Raw genomic sequence first — 15,229 nt, forward strand, 5'->3', positions numbered from 1 at the left:
TGCAGTAGGCAACTACTTTCTTTGAGCTTCCTTCTTTCAGGAAAACACGCATGAATCTCGGAATAGCAGGACGCTGGGCACTGGTGTGCGCGGCCAGCAAAGGCCTGGGTAAAGCCTGCGCACAGGCACTCGTCAGCGAAGGCGTGAACGTGGTGATCACCGCCCGAGGCGAACAGACGCTGAATGAAACAGCCCGTCAGCTCAGAGCGATCAATCCTGAAGTGACTGTCATTGCAGTAGCCGGAGACATTTCAACGCCTGAGGGTCGCGCGGCAGCCCTCATGGCCCATGAGCATTTCGATATTTTGATCAACAACGCTGGAGGCCCTCCTCCCGGGGATTTCCGCGAATGGAACCGCGACGCCTGGCTCAAGGCGCTGGATACCAACATGCTCACCCCTATCGAGTTGATTAAGGCAACGGTAGACGGCATGGCGACACGCGGATTTGGCCGAATCATCAACATCACGTCGAGTGCCGTGAAGTCCCCTATCGAAAGCCTGGGTCTTTCCAATGGCGCGCGCAGTGGTCTGACGGGATTTATCGCTGGGCTTGCCCGGCAGGAAAACATTGCCAGTCGTAACGTGACGATCAACAACCTGCAACCGGGCTCATTCGACACCGATCGACTGCGTGACAACCTGGTCGCTGCTGCCCAAGAGTTGGGGCAAGACAGTGAGGCATTCCTCGGCGAATGCCGTAGCGAAATTCCTGCTAAACGCTTCGGCTCACCCGAGGAGTTCGGCGCTCTGTGCGCTTTCGTTTGCAGCAGTCATGCGAGTTACCTGACCGGGCAGAACTTGTTGATTGATGGAGGGGCCATTCGCTCCAGCCAATAAAGACGACTGAGCGCCTTATCCCGCTGGTTCAGCCGGCTCTTCGATTGCACCGGCAGGATTAATGGGCAATAAAAAAGCCGAAGCCCTTAAAAGGCTTCGGCTGTTTTTATCGGTCTATTGTCGACGCTATGACTTCAAGGATTCGAAGGTGCCTGGGCGTTACTCGCCATCCCGTCCAGCGGACCTTGATTGACCTGCAGTTGCCCCTTCGGCACGCGCAACGTCCATAGCAGGTAAACCCCGACCAACCCCGCGGCCGACAACGACAACATCCCTGCCCGTGGATCGGTGAACCAGACCTCCATATTGGCCTTGAGCATTGGCGCAACGAAGCCGCCGATGTTGCCCATGGAACCGATCAGGGCAATACCGCCTGCCGCGGCGACCCCACCGAGGTAGCCGGTCGGCAGTGTCCAGAACAGCGGTTGAACAGTCACGAAACCAGCCGCTGCAAAACAGAAGGCCAGCAGTACCGGAGCAAAGCTGTTGAGCAAGGCCGAAGCGGCAATACCAAGGGCCGCCATACCGAGCATGCACATCGCCATCTTCAGGTGCGCCCCATGTCGGTCGGCATAACGCGTCACAAAGTACATGGCGATGGCGGCGCACAGCCATGGCAATGAAATGAACATGCCCACCTCCAAGCCGACCTTGGTCCCCAGCAGCTCCGCAATTCGGGTTGGCAGATAGAAGATGACCCCGTACACGCTGACCTGAACGCTGAAGTAGATCAGGATGAACTTCAGCACTCGCTTGTTGCGAACCAGCCCCAGCAGGCTTTTCGGTCCATGAGCCAGTTTGAGCTTGTCTTCCGCCTCGAGCTCCTGGCTCAGAGCGGCCTTCTCCTCGCGGGTCAGCCACGGCGCATCCTGTGGCTTACTCTTGAGGTAGAACAGCGCAATGATCCCCACGACGACAGCCGCCAGGCCTTCCACCAGGAACATCCACTGCCAGTTGGTCAGGCTGAACATGCCATGCATTTCCAGCAACCAGCCCGACAGCGGACTGCCCAGCATCAAGGCCATTGGCAAGCCGAAATAGTAGATGCCGATAGCCTGACCGCGACGCTGGGCCGGAAACCAGTAGGTCAGGTACAGGATGACACCTGGGGAAAAGCCCGCTTCGGCCACGCCGAGCAGAAATCGCAGTACGTAAAACGTGGTTTCATCCCGGGTGAACATCATGGCGGCGGACACCAGCCCCCAGGTGATCATGATCCGGCTGAGCCAGAGTCGTGCGCCGACCCGGTGCAACATCAGGTTGCTGGGGACTTCGAAGATCGCATAACCGATAAAGAAAATACCCGCGCCCAGGGCGAAGGCGGCATTGCTCAAACCGATATCGGTCTATAGTGCCGCCTTGGCGAAGCCGACGTTGGAGCGATCGATCATTGCCAGGGCGAACATCAATGCCAGGAACGGCAACAGCTTCCATCTGCATTTGGCGATGGCGCTCTCGATGGCTGCCGCGTGATCCGGTCTTGTTGTGTTTTTGGTCATCATTTGTGTGCCTTATTATTATTGTCCAGCGACCACTGTTTTTATCTGTCAGGAACCTCTGGCAGGCAAATCAGTGGATTGATTTACCTGCCACCAGACCGCGAGCAGCCAGGTTGCCCATCAATGCACGCACGCCAAACGTCCAGGGTGTGGCTTGATTGCTGTAGGTGACGCGATTGTGCAGCGTGCCCAGCAACGGGCTGCCGATGCTGACGCTATCGCCCTGTTTGTGGGTGAAACCGCTGCCCTGCTCTTCACGATCCTGCGTCGGAGCAAACAGGGTGCCCAGGAAGAGCATGAAACCGTCCGGGTACTGGTGATTGCTGCCCACAGTCTGGGCTACCAACTCCAGCGGATCGCGACTGATCTGCTCCATCGAACTGCTGCCGCGCAGGATAAAACCGTCATCACCTTCGACGACCAGGTCGACCACGCAGCGGCGCACATCATCCAGAGAAAAGCCTTCGTCGAACAGGCGAATAAACGGGCCGATCGCGCAAGACGCATTGTTGTCCTTGGCCTTGCTCAACAGCAATGCGCTGCGGCCTTCGAAGTCACGCAGATTGACGTCGTTACCCAGGGTTGCACCGAGTATCCGGCCTCGGCTGTTTACCGCCAGGACGATTTCCGGCTCAGGGTTGTTCCATTTCGATTCAGGATGAATCCCGACCTCGTTGCCGCTACCGACGGAAGCGAGTACCGGCGCCTTGGTGAAGATCTCGGCATCAGGGCCGATGCCCACTTCGAGGTATTGCGACCACAACCCCTGCCCGATCAACGCCGTCTTCAGCCGCGCCGCTTCGCTCGAACCCGGTTTGATCGAACGCAGGTTATCGCCGATAGCTGCCTTGACCACGTTGCGCACGCTCTCGGCCTTGACCGCATCACCACCGGCCTGCTCTTCAATCACGCGCTCGATCATACTGGAAGCGAATGTCACACCGGCGGCTTTGATCACTTGCAGGTCAGACGGAGGCAACAAGAACGCTTTGGCGGGGTCGGAGCCCATTCCTGTATTGGCCAACAATTCGTCAACACTGCCAATGTATCGACCCCGGACGCTGCGAACAGCCTCGAGCGGTGACGGGCTCTCAAGCAGATCGCTCAATGTCGCAAACTCCTGCGACACATCAAACACGCCGTCGGCGCGCAGTACCACTGGCGACGGGCCTGCGGCCTCCCCCGGTACCCAGGCGCGACCGATCAGCGTGCCTTCCAGGCCATCGATCGGGAGCGTGTTTTTACCAGTCAAATTCAGCTTGGGCATATGCAGATCCAGGTCAATTCGATAACGATCGGGCAAAACTAGTGGACTGGACCGATAAATCCCAATGACATATTTTCAGCATTTGATATCGTTTCGTTATCAATCAGATTGAGCGACTTATGGAAAACGACGAGATTTCCTACGCCAGCGTCAGCAAATGGCTCAAGATCAAGCACCTGATGCTGGTCGATACCCTGGCCCGGACCCGCAACATGCATACCACCGCCGAGCTGATGAACCTGACCCAGCCCGCCATCAGCAAGATGTTGCGCGACATCGAACTGTTGCTCGGCTTTGCCTTGTTCGAACGGCAGACCCGCAGCATGGTCCTGACCGAGCTGGGCGAGTTCGTGGTCCGCTATGCGCGGATGACCCTGGACGACACGCAATCTTTCGTCGATCAGCTCAATAAGCTGCGCAAAGGTGGACATGGCCATTTGAAAGTCGGCGCGATTTTCGCTGCGACCTCGGTCGTGCTGCCCGAGGCCATCACCCGGATCAAGCTGGACCGCCCGATGCTGTCCATCGAAGTGATCGAGCAAACCAGCAATCAACTGCTGGAAATGCTCGAGCATAAAAAACTCGATCTGATCATTGCCCGCTTCACCGATGAACGTTATCAGCAACCCTTCGAGTTTCGTGCGCTCGGGCCCGAGCCATTTTGCCTGGTGGTCAACAGTCGCCATCCCCTGGCGCAGTTCGATGAAGTGGCGACCGATCAGCTCGGTGATTGGCCCTGGGTCATGTACCCCTTCAATGCCCCCATACGGCGGCGAATGGAAAGTGCCTTCGCCGAGTTCAATGTGCGCACGCCCACCAATACGGTCGAGACCATCTCGATGCCGACCTTCCTGCAACTGCTGCAATCGGGACCGATGCTCGCGATGTTGCCCGAATCCATGGTCCAGTCGCAGGTCCAGAGCGGTTTGCTCAAGGTGCTCAACACGCCGTTCAAGGTCGAGCCCCAGGACTACGGCATCATCACGCGCAAGGATGAACCGCTGAGCGAAGCCGCCCGGGAGTTCGCCGATACGTTGCTGGAATGCGCCAGGCTGCGACGGGAAGCGGGCGACCGTTGAGCGATGTTTCACTCAAAAAACCCTGAACCAATGAGAAAAGGTTATCGATCAATCCAAAGGTCTCATTAGGCAGCCACGGGCGGAGGCTCTTATAGTGCGGCAACAAAGGTATGGCGCGGCCCGATTGCCAGCGACCTCCCACGCTTCATAGCCAGTGAGTTTCCGATGGAATTGATCATGAAAACCGGTGCAGCCGCCGTACTGCGCCTCAATCCTCTGGACGATGTATTGATCGCCCGTCGGCCGTTGGTGGCGGGTGAAGTACTCGAGCAGGAAGGCGTGACCGTACGCCAGCCGGTACCCGCCGGCCACAAGATCGCCGCACGCCGTGTCGAAGCGGGCCAGCCCTTGCGTCGTTACGGACAGATCATCGGTTTTTCCACCGGGGTTATCGACGCCGGCGATCACGTGCATGTGCACAACCTGACTATGGGCGATTTCGCCCGTGACTATGCCTTCAGCGTCGATGTGAAACCTGACAAGCCCTTGAACGACGAGCCCGTGTTCATGGGGATCGTGCGCCAGGATGGTCGAGTGGCGACGCGCAACTACATCGGCATCCTGACGTCGGTCAATTGCTCGGCCACCGTGGCCCGCGCCGTTGCTGACCACTTCCGCCGGGACATCAACCCTGCCGCGTTACTGGCGTACCCCAACGTCGATGGCGTGGTCGCCCTGACCCATTCCGCCGGTTGCGCCGTGGACCCCGCCGGCGAAGGCCTGGCACTGCTACGCCGAACATTGGCCGGCTACGCCACCCATGCCAACTTCGCCGCGGTGCTGGTCATCGGGCTGGGCTGCGAAACCAACCAGATCGAAGGGCTGCTCAGCACCCAGGGCCTGAGCCGCAGCGATACGCTGCATACTTTCAGCATCCAGGACAGCGGCGGGACCTCCAAAGCGGTCGCCAGCGGCATCGCCCAGGTCAAGGCGTTGCTTGAGGAGGCCAACCAGGTCAAGCGCGAACCCGTAAGTGCCAGGCATCTGGTGATTGGATTGCAATGTGGCGGCTCGGACGGTTATTCCGGTATCACCGCCAACCCGGCGCTAGGCAATGCCGTCGATCGTCTGGTCGCCTGTGGCGGTACGGCCATCCTTTCCGAAACCCCGGAAATCTACGGTGCCGAACACCTGCTGACCCGTCGGGCCGTCAACCGCGCCGTGGGCGAAAAACTCATCGCCCGTATTCATTGGTGGGAGGCGTATTGCGCGCGCATGGGCGCAGAGCTGAACAACAACCCTTCGGCCGGTAACAAGGTCGGAGGCTTGACCACCATCCTGGAGAAATCCCTGGGTGCCGTGGCCAAGGCAGGCTCCAGTAACCTGGTCGATGTCTATGAGTATGCCCAAGTAGTCAGCGCCAAAGGACTGGTGTTCATGGACACCCCCGGCTACGACCCGGTATCGGCCACAGGCCAGGTGGCCGGCGGCGCCAACCTGATCGCCTTCACCACCGGACGTGGCTCGGCCTACGGTTGCGCCCCCACGCCATCGATCAAACTGGCGACCAATACTGCCTTGTGGAACCGCCAGCGCGAAGACATGGACATCAACTGCGGCGAGATCGCCGAAGACACCATGACCATCGAAGAATGCGGTGAAGCCATCTTCAAACTCATGCTGCGCATCGCTTCGGGCGAACGCAGCATGAGCGAGCAGCACGGTTACGGGCAGAACGAATTCGTGCCCTGGCAGATCGGTGCTGTCACCTGACACCCTGCTCTCCTCCCCTATTGCCCTGAAATCCCCGCAAGGGGGATTCGAACACTCTTTTCTGGAGCCAGAAATGCCCACGATCATCGGCCAAAACTACATCGCCGGTCAGCGCAGCGCTGCCGGCACTATCATCGTCAACAGCGTTGATGCCAGCACGGGCGAAGCCTTGCCTCACGATTTTTACCAGGCCACCCTCGAAGAAGTCGATGCCGCTGCCAAGGCTGCCGCTGCCGCCTACCCGGCCTATCGCAGCCTGAGCGCCGAACGTCGGGCGCAATTTCTCGATGCGATTGCTGATGAACTGGACGCGCTGGGTGATGACTTTGTAGCGCTGGTCTGTCGCGAAACCGCGCTGCCCGCCGCACGGATTCAAGGCGAGCGCGGTCGCACCAGCGGCCAGATGCGCCTGTTCGCCAAGGTGCTGCGGCGTGGTGATTTCTACGGTGCGCGGATCGATCAGGCACTGCCGGATCGCCAACCGCTGCCGCGTCCGGACTTGCGCCAATACCGCATCGGCCTCGGGGCAGTCGCGGTGTTCGGTGCGAGCAACTTTCCGTTGGCGTTTTCCACGGCGGGCGGCGACACCGCGTCGGCGTTGGCCGCCGGTTGCCCGGTGGTGTTCAAGGCTCACAGCGGTCACATGGCCACCGCTGAACGGGTCGCTGATGCGATCATCCGCGCGGCGGAAAAAACCGACATGCCGGCTGGTGTGTTCAACATGATCTACGGCGGTGGCGTCGGCGAAGCGTTGGTCAAGCATCCGGCGATTCAGGCGGTAGGCTTTACCGGTTCGCTGAAGGGCGGTCGTGCGTTGTGCGACATGGCGGCCGCGCGTCCACAACCGATCCCGGTGTTCGCCGAGATGTCGAGCATCAACCCGGTGATCGTGTTGCCGCAGGCGCTGCAAGTTCGCGCCGAATCGGTCGCCCGCGACCTGACCGCTTCGGTGGTTCAGGGCTGCGGTCAGTTCTGCACCAATCCCGGTTTGGTGATTGGTATTCGCTCTCCGCAATTCAGTGCGTTTGTGCAGCAGGTGGCGGGCCTGATCGGCGATCAGCCGGCGCAAACCATGCTTAATGCCGGGACCTTGAGCAGCTATGGCAAAGGTCTGCAAAAACTCCTCGCGCATCCCGGTATCGAGCACCTGGCCGGCAGTCAGCAACAAGGCAATCAGGCGCAACCGCAGCTGTTCAAGGCCGATGTCAGCCTGTTGATCAAGGGCGATGAAGTGCTGCAGGAAGAAGTGTTCGGCCCGACCACGGTGTTTGTCGAAGTGGCGGATCAGACGCAACTCAGCGCCGCACTGAACGGCCTGCACGGGCAACTGACGGCGACGATCATTGGCGAGCCGGCAGACTTCGAGCAGTTCGCTGAGCTGACGCCGTTGCTGGAACAGAAGGTCGGACGGATCCTGCTTAACGGTTATCCGACTGGCGTAGAAGTCTGCGATTCAATGGTTCACGGCGGTCCGTACCCGGCAACTTCCGATGCGCGCGGCACCTCAGTGGGCACCTTGGCCATCGATCGCTTCCTGCGTCCGGGGTGCTTCCAGAACTACCCCGACAGCCTGCTGCCGGATGCGTTGAAGAATGCTAATCCGTTGCGCATTCAACGCCTGGTGGACGGTCAACCGTCCCGCGACGCCCTCTAACGGTTAAATGCAATCAATGTGGGAGCAGGCTCGCTCCCCCCATCGGTTGCATCCAGCCTTTGAGGTGCAATTCATCAAGCCATCAAGAGCGCCCTACGGAACCTGTGACCGGTAGATTCCCCAGCAAGTGGAGCCCGGTACTCTTCACGAAAGCGTCATAGTCCATCGGTCTCTCGATACGGGTTTCAGCGTTGGGTAGTACGTATGCCCAGGCACGCTTGGACGATGCGTCGTAAACCAGCTTGAACAGGCGGGTCGGCACCCAGACCTTGTTGTCGCCAATGGTGGTGTGGCCTGAGTCAAAGAGCGGGCCGGTAAAGACAAACACATTGCCATCGGCTCGCTTGGCAAATTTTCTGACATCCGCCTCGACCTTGCTCCAGATCTTCCGGTTGTTGGTGGGGTCTTGCGGCACCATGTTCGACAGCGCAAAGGATTGGGCCATTGCATTGGGGTTCGGTGCATCGGCTGCCGGGGATTGATGACCGCGGTCCACGGCCGGATGTTGGCTTCGGTAATCGCTCAACTCTGCCCGCCCACTCTTGGGGATACGTGGGTCCGGGTAGAACTGGTTGGTGCGCTCCTCCCCTTTGGCATCCTGCAGCTGTGCGGCATTAAGGCGCTCGACCACTACCAACGGCGTCTTACTGGTTTGCGAGTACAGCACCGCGAAGTTGTCCGAACACAGGGCCAAGGGTTTCATGGTCGCAGGCACAGTGGCCATGTTGATCGGTTTCGCAGCCGGGAACAGATCTGCGCAGCCGTCAAACGATGCCTGTTTCTGTTTGTTTGAATAGAGTTCCAGGGCCGCGTTCTGGCTGATCGAGCCCGAGCGCGACACTTGTTCCTGATGCTGGGTGGGCGGCTTGAGGAGATCCAGCAGACTGCGGGCTTCTGCCCCGGTCGAGAGCAAAACAAGGGCCGACAGCCCAACTGCAATTTTGCGTAGGTGCATGCTTTTAATCTTCGAATTGGATTGAGGGGTAAACGTACGGCGAGTCCCGATTCACGGAACCAGGTGGAGGCGGTTGCTGATTATCTTGCGGCGAGCATGCTTTCACTGTCCTTGATCAAAATGCCGATGCGGATCCGGTCGGCTCCGAGCAGTACGACCGCTGGCGGTCGTGCGGGATTTATTGACCATGACAAGTCACATAAGTGCTGAGCAGCGTTTACATTCTGCTTGCCAATGCCTGAGCGGGCTCGTTAACTGGCGCGAAACGTTGTGCGTACTCCTTTGGACTCACCCCCATGCGTCGCACGAAGGCTTTTCTGAGCACGTCGACACTGTGATAGCCGCATCGGCGCGCAACCTCCTCCATCGACCGCCTTCCCAGTTCTATTTGCCGACAGGCCGCTTCGACCCGGACGTCCTCGACGTACTTCGCAGGCGTTGTCTTGAATTCCCTCTGAAACATGCGAATCAAGGTCCTCACACTGGTGGCGAGCCTGTCTGCAAGTATCTCGACCGTAAGCTCCGAATGCAGATGCTCACTGATCCATACGCATAACTCATCCAGGTTCGAACCTGTCGCATGCTGCGACTGGAGTGCGACGCTGAACTGTGCCTGGCCGCCTGGACGTCGCAGAAACAGAACCAGATTTTTCGCGATCTCCAAAGCGATGTCGTCACCCAGGTCTTCGCTGACCAATGCGAGCGCAAGATCGATTCCCGCCGAGATGCCTGCCGAGGTGTACACGTTGCCGTCCTTGACCCAAATCGGGTTGGGGTCCACCTGCACGTTGGGATAACGATCGGCCAGGCTGCGCGCCATCCGCCAGTGGGTTGTTGCCTTTCGACCATCCAAAAGCCCTGTTTCGGCCAAGGCGAACGCCCCGACACAGATCGAGCACACACGCCTGACGCTCTTGGCTCGCACGCGAATCCACTCGATGGCCGTCTGATCCAGCTGATCCATGGCTTTCCAGCCCGACGTCACGATCAACGTGTCGATGGCCTTGTTTTCAAGACGCTCCTGTTCAAGCGTCTTGTGCGCCATGAGTGCGATGCCGGTGCTGCTCTCCAGGTGTTCATTAGCACCCGCGCAAACGAGCTCAAGTACATAGGGAGCAGAGTCGCCGCGATGCAGGTTGTTTGCATAGGCAAACACCTCTGCCGGGCCGATCACATCAAGCGAGTCCACGGGCGGCAAACCCAAGATCACCACTCGTTTTTGCGCCACGCCGACAAAGGAATGTTTTGATTTCGTCGTCATTTGCACAGTGATCTCCCGCATTGACCTGGCAGGAATATTGGCACAAATCATCTGAAAATAGTCAATTTTGCCAACCGTGCCTATTTAGAATGAACTGCGAGCCAACCTCATCCCCCGGGAGCAAACATGAGTACACCTGTGATCATCGGCGGCTTCAGCGCTCCAGACTCTGAACTCGCTCGCAAGGCCTCCTTCCTCGTCGAACGCATTCACTCGACAGTGCTCCTGCACCATGTGCATCGCACGTGGTGGTTTGCCGAATTCCTCGGCCAGCAGCGAGGCCTGAAATACGACCGCGAGGCCGTCTATCTCGCCGCACTGCTGCACGACCTGGGGCTGACGTACGAATTTGCAGGCGACCAACGTTTTGAGGTCGACGGCGCCGACGCTGCCAGCCGCTTCCTGTTGGAAAACGGTTATTCGGAATCGAAAGCCGAGCTGGTTTGGGATGCGATCGCCCTTCACTCTAGCGCCGGCATCGCCGACCGCAAACAGCCAGAGATCGCCCTGATCTACATGGGCGCCCATGTCGACGTGATGGGATTACGGCTGGAGGAAATCACGCCATCGCTGGTCGAGGATACGCTGGCCCTCTACCCCCGCATTGGAATGAAAACCGCGTTTACCCAAGCGCTCGCCGAAGTGGCCCGGAACAAACCTCTCACGGCGATTGGCACTGGGCTCGCGGATGTCGGACGTCGTCACGTACACGGGTTCGATTGCCCGAATGTGTGCGACCTGATTGATCACGCTCCTTTCGATAGCTGACTGCGGTGCGCTTCTGCGCAACATTTCCTGAATTGGTAACGCCTGATACGTGATATCGGCGCGAGCAATGTGTGTTCCTTTATTTTGGAGTATTCACCATGCAGCAACGTAAATACCTCGTCACCGGCGCTACGGGAAAAACCGGCGTATACACCATTCGCCACCTTCTCAACGGAGGCCATGCGGTTCGGGCTTTTGTGCACCAGGAGGACGAGCGCAGCGCAGCGCTTCAAAGCGAGGGCGCCGAAATATTTGTGGGCGACCTCCTTGAACATGACGACATCATTCGTGCGATGGAGGGGGTCACAGGTGCATACCTGTGCTATCCCGTGCGTCCTGGCTACATTCAGGCGACCGCCTATTTTGCCGATGCCGCCCGGCGAGCCGGCGTCGAGGTCGTTGTGGAAATGTCGCAGATTTCTGCTCGGGAAGACTCTTTGAGTCACGCCGCGCGCGACCACTGGATTGCAGAACGCGTACTCGACTGGTCGGGCGTACCCACCGTGCACATCCGGCCGACGTTCTTTTCCGAGTGGCTGATCTTTCCGTGGGTGCTTGATCAGATCAAGAAGGAGAACAAGATCACGCTGCCATACGGCACCGGCCGACATGCCCCCATTGCCGCTGAAGACCAGGCGCGGCTAATCGCCGCCGTTCTCACGCAACCGTCTGGCCATATCGGGAAAACCTATCCGCTGTACGGCCCTGTCGAGCTGAGTCATCAAGAGATTGCCGACGAAATCAGCGGCATCACAGGCCGCACCATCACCTACAGCCCTTCGACCCTGGAAGAGTATCGTCAGCATCTGGAGACCTACGATCTGCCGGAGTTTGTGATCCAGCACTTCCTGGCAGTCGCGGTCGACTACCAGAATGGAATCTTTAGCGGTGAGGACGGGGTTATCGGCGAAATCACCGGGCAAGCGCCTCAAACGGTGGGTGACTTTGTACGCGCAAACCGACAAGCGTTCGAGGTGTGATCACTATGGGCGTATGCACTTGGTCTTGAAGACATACGCATACGCCGCTTTTCACTTAGCATCCAGATTGTCCATTCATTTCCAATGGAGTGCCTGATGAACCCCAAAATAGAGCTGTATGGCGCTCAAACCGGCAACAGTCTGAGGGCTGCGATAGCCCTGGAAGAAGCGGGTATCCCCTACACGGCACGGAGACTGAATCTGCAAGCGAATGAGCAGCGCGACCTGGCGTACCTGGCGCTTAATCCGGCAGGAAAAGTCCCGACCCTGGTCGACCATACGTCGACACCGGCATTGGTCATCAACCAATCAAACGCAATCATTCAGTTCGCTGATTCCAAAGCTCCCGGTCGACTCGCACCAGCACATCCCGGACCGGAGCGCGACCGGGTGTTTGATCGTTACTTCTTTTTCGTAACGGACGTAATCGGGCCCAGCCATGCGGCATTTTTCCTGCGCCAAGCGGGATTAATTGATGCGGCCACAATCATCGATCTGCGCGTCATTGAACAACTTGTCTATGCAGAACGGTTTCTTACCGGAGACTTTATGGCCGGAGATCAGTTTTCCATGGCGGACATCTCTGCGTTCACCATTGCGGCATCAATTCGTGACCGGCTGGATTGGGCAGTGCTTTCACGCTTATCACGCTGGTTCGACGCGATCGAAGCCAGGCCCGCCGTACAGCGAGGATTGAAAGCGTTTCAAAATCACTGAGCGCTACCCCGCAGACCTGATTGTGTGCGCAAAAGAGCTTGACGACTCCTGCACGGACGTTGAAAAAAACTCTAGCCGAAGCCTCTCTTTTCAACGCGGAACGTAAATGTCACGCACAAAAAAACGCCTTAAAGAAACGGCGAAATGTTCGCCATTGCACGCGCCACATAAACCTCCTTCTCTCCCACCGGTGCCACATAATCAATCGCACTGCGTGCAGCCTCGACGCCTTCCAGGCGGGCGATGAACCAGGCGGCCAGATACTGCGATGACAGGCATCCGCCGGCCGTCGCAACGTTTCCCTTGGCCACGAACGGCTGATTGAGCACTGCCACGCCGGCCTCTTCGACCCACGGCTTGGTGGTCAGGTCCGTGCAGGCCGGAACGTCGTCCAGTAGGCCCAACTTGGCGAGGATGAGCGTGCCCGAGCACTGAGCCCCCAGTAGCTGTCGCGTCGGGTCGAGTTTCAGGCGAGACATCAGCGTGGCGTCAGCGACGACGTCCCGGGTCTTTCTCCCGCTACCCACCAGAACAGCGTCCGCGCTGCAGGCGTCTTCGAGCGATGTCTGCGCCTCGATCACCACGCCGTTCATCGACAGCACCTTGTCCGTGGGGCTGGCGATGGATACCCGCCAACCGGGCCGCTGGACCCGGTTGAGGATGCCGAGCGCGATCAGCGAGTCGAGTTCGTTGAAACCGTCGAAAGTCAGGATAGCGATGTGCATCAGGAGCCTCGTGCGAGTAGAGACGTTGTTGGCATCATCGTAAAATCGATAATCAATTCACTCAAAAAATTGTCATGGATACACTGGTCGACAATTTGGACTGACTCAGAAGACTCACGCGGCAAACTCATGGATTACAAGTAATAAAATGAAAACCCACCCACTACCGCGAAAGTATTCGCGGCAACGGGTGTTGATTGACAGGCAGAACGTCACCAAGCCCCGTTGGGATAGTTGATTAACGATCAAAGGTAAACTTTCAGGAAGGCTCGCAAAAATTGACTCTATTGAAAATAGAGTCGTGTCGATCAGTACCGATAGGTTGCCTGCACTGAAACTCCATTCGCACTATTGTCGTAGTTGGCACTGTATTCCGGTTGAAGACCGGAGTTGTTCGACTGCTTTATCGAGACTTTGGAATCCCAGAGATAACCATAAGCAAAGTCTATGGTCAGATCGGAATTCGGCGAATAAGCACCGCCCAGGGTCACGGCCTGGCGATTGCCAACTGGAATGCGCACGCTGCGATCGGCATTCCTGATAGGCGATGGATCATAGGCGTAGCCCGCGCGCAGGAGCCATTGCTGGTTCACTTGATAGGAGGCGCCAACTGCGGTGGACCAAGTGTCGCGCCAGTTCATTTCTTCGATCACCGTGCTCATGCCAGCCGCCTGGCCCACGGGGGAAAGACCGCTGTTGACTGCCTCGACCTTCTGGATCCGGCTCCAACGTTTCCAGGTGGTTCCCAGGTATCCCGTCCAGCGATCATTGAAATGATGGGTGATAGACGTGTCCACGGATTCGGGCATCGTGAGGTCTATCTTGTTGTCATAATTTCCGTCCAGCGGGATAACGCTCGGGGAGCCAGAAACCTGAGTATGCCCCTTAAGTTCATAGTCCACCTTCGAGTGATAGTTAATTCCCCAACTGGTTGCCTCAGTAAAGTCAATCAAGATGCCGACGTTGTAGCCAAGTGCCGTGTCATCGCCTTTGATGGTGACCAGTGTGTCCTCGCCGTTGTTCAGGGCGCCGGTGGCCAGGTAATTCTGAAGCTTTGCATTGAAACGGTTTATGGTCGGTCCCCCACCAATGGACACGTAATCATTGATCCGCCAGGCAATGGTGGGCTGCAGGGTTATTTCCTTGGTCGTGCTATAGGAGCCATGGTAGCGACCCTGAAAAGTGCTCTCGTAATCATTGATCAAACCACTTGGAGCATAGAGGCCCAGACCAATCGAAAAGCGATCATCAAGTGGCGTCGACATATAAGCGAAGGGCACAACCCCCAAAGGTACCGAGTCCCCCTCATTCGTTCCTGGGGCACTGCTCTGCGCATCACTGATGTCATCGCTCACCGAGACCACCGCTGCCCCGCCGGAAATCTCACTGCGCTTCAACTTGGTCAAACCTGCTGGATTTCCAAAGATGGTGCTGGCGTCCAGCGCGGAAGACGACCGTCCCGCATAAGCAGTTCCTGCACTGCTTGCACTTTGTTCGTTAAGGGCAATGCCATTGGCGCCTGCAATTGTAGAGGCGCTGAGGAGTGCCATGGCACTGGTGAACTTAATCCAGACAGCACACTTTCGCTGAGCAGAAAGACACGGGATCACACGGCTATTCAGTTTCATTGTCCACCTCTTGTTTATTGTTTTTGTTGATTGCACGCAGGCAAGGCTTCGCCGTCCTGTGCACTTCTCAGTGCCGGTTGGAGTTGATCGAAGTTGTGTAAAACGCCCTGGCTGAACAGCGCCAGGGCATGATTGCTGGATTTA

Annotated in this window: 12 protein-coding genes and 1 pseudogene; 7 read left to right on the plus strand and 6 right to left on the minus strand. The window is 58.0% G+C overall.

All coding sequences use genetic code 11. The features are described from left to right. Nucleotides 1–50: 50 nt before the first annotated feature. A complete protein-coding gene (locus ACMXYI_RS24460) occupies nt 51–839 on the plus strand; it encodes an SDR family oxidoreductase (RefSeq protein WP_415769442.1) in 789 nt (262 codons plus the stop codon). Between the two features lie 134 nt (nt 840–973). Here ACMXYI_RS24460 and ACMXYI_RS24465 read toward each other — a convergent pair. Both ACMXYI_RS24465 and ACMXYI_RS24470 read right to left on the minus strand, forming a co-directional pair. Continuing rightward, nucleotides 974–2,338: pseudogene (locus tag ACMXYI_RS24465) on the minus strand (MFS transporter). Between the two features lie 70 nt (nt 2,339–2,408). Next, nucleotides 2,409–3,605 (minus strand): fumarylacetoacetate hydrolase family protein, encoded by a 1,197-nt coding sequence (locus tag ACMXYI_RS24470; RefSeq protein ID WP_415769443.1) that lies wholly within the window; start codon nt 3,603–3,605, stop codon nt 2,409–2,411. A gap of 119 nt (nt 3,606–3,724) precedes the next feature. Here ACMXYI_RS24470 and ACMXYI_RS24475 point away from each other — a divergent pair, with 119 nt between their 5' ends. From ACMXYI_RS24475 to ACMXYI_RS24485, 3 genes are all read left to right on the plus strand, one after another. Next, a complete protein-coding gene (locus ACMXYI_RS24475) occupies nt 3,725–4,684 on the plus strand; it encodes a LysR family transcriptional regulator (RefSeq protein ID WP_415769444.1) in 960 nt (319 codons plus the stop codon). 165 nt (nt 4,685–4,849) lie between these two features. Next, nucleotides 4,850–6,397 carry a UxaA family hydrolase gene (locus ACMXYI_RS24480; protein ID WP_415769445.1) on the plus strand — a complete coding sequence of 516 codons (1,548 nt, stop codon included), beginning with the start codon at nt 4,850–4,852 and terminating at the stop codon, nt 6,395–6,397. A 73-nt stretch (nt 6,398–6,470) separates the two neighbouring features. After that, complete coding sequence (locus ACMXYI_RS24485) at nt 6,471–8,051, plus strand: aldehyde dehydrogenase (NADP(+)) (protein WP_415769446.1); 1,581 nt, start codon at nt 6,471–6,473, stop codon at nt 8,049–8,051. An 82-nt stretch (nt 8,052–8,133) separates the two neighbouring features. Here the strand turns inward: ACMXYI_RS24485 and ACMXYI_RS24490 are convergent, their stop codons facing one another. After that, nucleotides 8,134–9,006 carry a DNA/RNA non-specific endonuclease gene (locus ACMXYI_RS24490; protein ID WP_415769447.1) on the minus strand — a complete coding sequence of 291 codons (873 nt, stop codon included), beginning with the start codon at nt 9,004–9,006 and terminating at the stop codon, nt 8,134–8,136. Between the two features lie 217 nt (nt 9,007–9,223). Further along, nucleotides 9,224–10,267 carry a GlxA family transcriptional regulator gene (locus ACMXYI_RS24495; RefSeq protein WP_415769448.1) on the minus strand — a complete coding sequence of 348 codons (1,044 nt, stop codon included), beginning with the start codon at nt 10,265–10,267 and terminating at the stop codon, nt 9,224–9,226. A 126-nt stretch (nt 10,268–10,393) separates the two neighbouring features. Between ACMXYI_RS24495 and ACMXYI_RS24500 the strand changes: the two genes are divergently transcribed. From ACMXYI_RS24500 to ACMXYI_RS24510, 3 genes are all read left to right on the plus strand, one after another. Beyond that, a complete protein-coding gene (locus tag ACMXYI_RS24500) occupies nt 10,394–11,035 on the plus strand; it encodes an HD domain-containing protein (RefSeq protein WP_415769449.1) in 642 nt (213 codons plus the stop codon). Between the two features lie 98 nt (nt 11,036–11,133). Beyond that, on the plus strand, nt 11,134–12,015 hold the full coding sequence (locus ACMXYI_RS24505; protein WP_415769450.1) for an NmrA family NAD(P)-binding protein: 882 nt from the start codon (nt 11,134–11,136) through the stop codon (nt 12,013–12,015). A gap of 96 nt (nt 12,016–12,111) precedes the next feature. After that, on the plus strand, nt 12,112–12,732 hold the full coding sequence (locus ACMXYI_RS24510; RefSeq protein ID WP_415769451.1) for a glutathione S-transferase family protein: 621 nt from the start codon (nt 12,112–12,114) through the stop codon (nt 12,730–12,732). A 128-nt stretch (nt 12,733–12,860) separates the two neighbouring features. On the opposite strand, the gene ACMXYI_RS24515 is transcribed toward ACMXYI_RS24510, so the two are convergent. Further along, the gene (locus ACMXYI_RS24515) at nt 12,861–13,457 is read right to left on the minus strand and encodes a DJ-1/PfpI family protein (RefSeq protein ID WP_415769452.1); all 597 of its coding nucleotides are present in this window, start codon (nt 13,455–13,457) and stop codon (nt 12,861–12,863) included. 308 nt (nt 13,458–13,765) lie between these two features. After that, a complete protein-coding gene (locus ACMXYI_RS24520) occupies nt 13,766–15,085 on the minus strand; it encodes an outer membrane protein transport protein (RefSeq protein ID WP_415769453.1) in 1,320 nt (439 codons plus the stop codon). Nucleotides 15,086–15,229: the final 144 nt, after the last annotated feature.

This window comes from Pseudomonas lyxosi (assembly GCF_047758685.1).
GTDB lineage: Bacteria > Pseudomonadota > Gammaproteobacteria > Pseudomonadales > Pseudomonadaceae > Aquipseudomonas > Aquipseudomonas lyxosi.

Excerpts from the sequence above, each read along its gene's own strand:
- ACMXYI_RS24520 (WP_415769453.1), bottom strand. The coding sequence starts at position 15,085 with ATGAAACTGAATAGCCGTGTGATCCCGTGTCTTTCTGCTCAGCGAAAG.
- ACMXYI_RS24505 (WP_415769450.1), top strand. The coding sequence starts at position 11,134 with ATGCAGCAACGTAAATACCTCGTCACCGGCGCTACGGGAAAAACCGGC.
- ACMXYI_RS24460 (WP_415769442.1), top strand. The coding sequence starts at position 51 with ATGAATCTCGGAATAGCAGGACGCTGGGCACTGGTGTGCGCGGCCAGC.
- ACMXYI_RS24510 (WP_415769451.1), top strand. The coding sequence starts at position 12,112 with ATGAACCCCAAAATAGAGCTGTATGGCGCTCAAACCGGCAACAGTCTG.
- ACMXYI_RS24485 (WP_415769446.1), top strand. The coding sequence starts at position 6,471 with ATGCCCACGATCATCGGCCAAAACTACATCGCCGGTCAGCGCAGCGCT.
- ACMXYI_RS24490 (WP_415769447.1), bottom strand. The coding sequence starts at position 9,006 with ATGCACCTACGCAAAATTGCAGTTGGGCTGTCGGCCCTTGTTTTGCTC.
- ACMXYI_RS24500 (WP_415769449.1), top strand. The coding sequence starts at position 10,394 with ATGAGTACACCTGTGATCATCGGCGGCTTCAGCGCTCCAGACTCTGAA.
- ACMXYI_RS24515 (WP_415769452.1), bottom strand. The coding sequence starts at position 13,457 with ATGCACATCGCTATCCTGACTTTCGACGGTTTCAACGAACTCGACTCG.
- ACMXYI_RS24480 (WP_415769445.1), top strand. The coding sequence starts at position 4,850 with ATGGAATTGATCATGAAAACCGGTGCAGCCGCCGTACTGCGCCTCAAT.
- ACMXYI_RS24475 (WP_415769444.1), top strand. The coding sequence starts at position 3,725 with ATGGAAAACGACGAGATTTCCTACGCCAGCGTCAGCAAATGGCTCAAG.
- ACMXYI_RS24495 (WP_415769448.1), bottom strand. The coding sequence starts at position 10,267 with ATGACGACGAAATCAAAACATTCCTTTGTCGGCGTGGCGCAAAAACGA.
- ACMXYI_RS24470 (WP_415769443.1), bottom strand. The coding sequence starts at position 3,605 with ATGCCCAAGCTGAATTTGACTGGTAAAAACACGCTCCCGATCGATGGC.